This window comes from Piscirickettsia salmonis LF-89 = ATCC VR-1361, assembly GCF_000297215.2.
GTDB lineage: Bacteria > Pseudomonadota > Gammaproteobacteria > Piscirickettsiales > Piscirickettsiaceae > Piscirickettsia > Piscirickettsia salmonis.
In genome coordinates, this window is the sequence record NZ_AMFF02000237.1 from 1 (window position 1) to 1486 (window position 1486).

Below are 1486 nucleotides of genomic sequence, written 5' to 3' on the forward strand. Positions count from 1 at the left end.
TGTGCCGATTCAAGGCACGCAACGCTGTGTGACGCGGACAGCCGAGGGTTTATAGTCGTCGCGTTTTGCTCGGCGATTTTGCATCATTGGATGTGCAAAATACCTACCGAGGTAGCGACGCTTACGTTATTTTTATGATTGAAGTTGCAAAGTTACACAACAAGCGTTGATTTATATAAAAATACCGAGGAGGTTGGCCTAATTGCTTAAGTTCTAGCTAAACTTTAGAACTAAACGCCTCACTTAGATTAAAGTCGTTTTATTTTTTTCGAGAGCCTTTTATCAGTGCTAAACGCTTTTCTTGAATCGCTGTGCCAATTTGAGCGCCCTGTAACCCTTGCTGGATAAATTCGTCTGGATTAATGCTTTCTACTATTTTAATGTAGTGCTGTAATTTTTCTTTATGATCGGATAATTGATTTAGGTTTAGATTTAGATTGCAAGAATCAGCGAAGTTATTTAATTGCTGAGTATTTTTAAATGCACTTAATTGATTGAGTAAATCTAGAATTTGCGCTGCATTTTGTTTGGGCAGGCTATAATAAATAGGGTGTAATTGGGCTGTTGTTAACATAACTGAGCTAAACGATTTAGGAATGCGCAAGCGCTGAATGAGTGACTTAAGGTTTGATTGTTTTGAGTAATAACTGGTCTTGAGTGCACTGGCAAAGCGAATTTGTGGTTTTTCCTGTTGATCTAAACAGTTTAAAAAGTGTGACCAAAGGTTGCATTGTGGCTCCCAAGCGGTATCTTTGACTTGATTGATTAAGGCAGCTATCTCAGGGAATAATATTTTTAACGCACCACATTGTTCTAGTGTAGAAAAAAAGGCGCTGGGTGATTTTTCATGTAGGGCTTTTGATAATTCTTGCCAGACGCGTTCGGGAACTAAGGTATTAACTTCACCGGCTTGAACCATTTGGGCCATCAGTGTGCGTGTTTCTGCTGCGATAGTAAAGCCCAGATGATGATAACGGGCGAGAAAACGGGCGATGCGTAAAATGCGGACTGGATCTTCGCTAAAGGCCGGGCTGACATGACGTAGTAATTTATTTTTTATGTCGTGTTGGCCATGATAAGGGTCAATGATCTTGCTATGGTGGTCTTTGGCCATCGCATTAATGGTTAAATCCCGTCGCATCAGGTCCTCTTCCAGGGTAACACTTGGGTCAGCATGAATGGTAAAGCCATGGTAGCCTTGAGCGGTTTTGCGCTCGGTGCGTGCTAGCGCATACTCTTCTTTAGTCTGAGGGTGTAAAAAGACAGGAAAATCTTTGCCTACAGGATGATAACCTTGTTTTATCATTTTTTCAGGTGTACTACCGACGACGACCCAGTCTTTGTCTTCGGTGGGGTAATTGATTAATTCATCGCGGACGGCGCCACCAACTAGAAATATTTTCACAAGATTACCTGATTAGTTATTGTTCTCAAATTTGATTTTACTATGACTGTTTTATTAATTACTCACCTTACGCACATGTCA

At 40.9% G+C, this 1486-nt stretch carries 1 protein-coding gene; it reads right to left on the bottom strand.

Annotated elements, in window-relative coordinates:
* Positions 1 to 259: 259 nt before the first annotated feature.
* Entirely contained in the window at positions 260 to 1405 is a 1146-nt protein-coding gene (locus tag C200_RS16605; protein WP_016212287.1) for a multifunctional tRNA nucleotidyltransferase/2',3'-cyclic phosphodiesterase/2' nucleotidase/2'phosphatase, read from the bottom strand.
* Between the last annotated feature and the right edge of the window lie 81 nt (positions 1406 to 1486).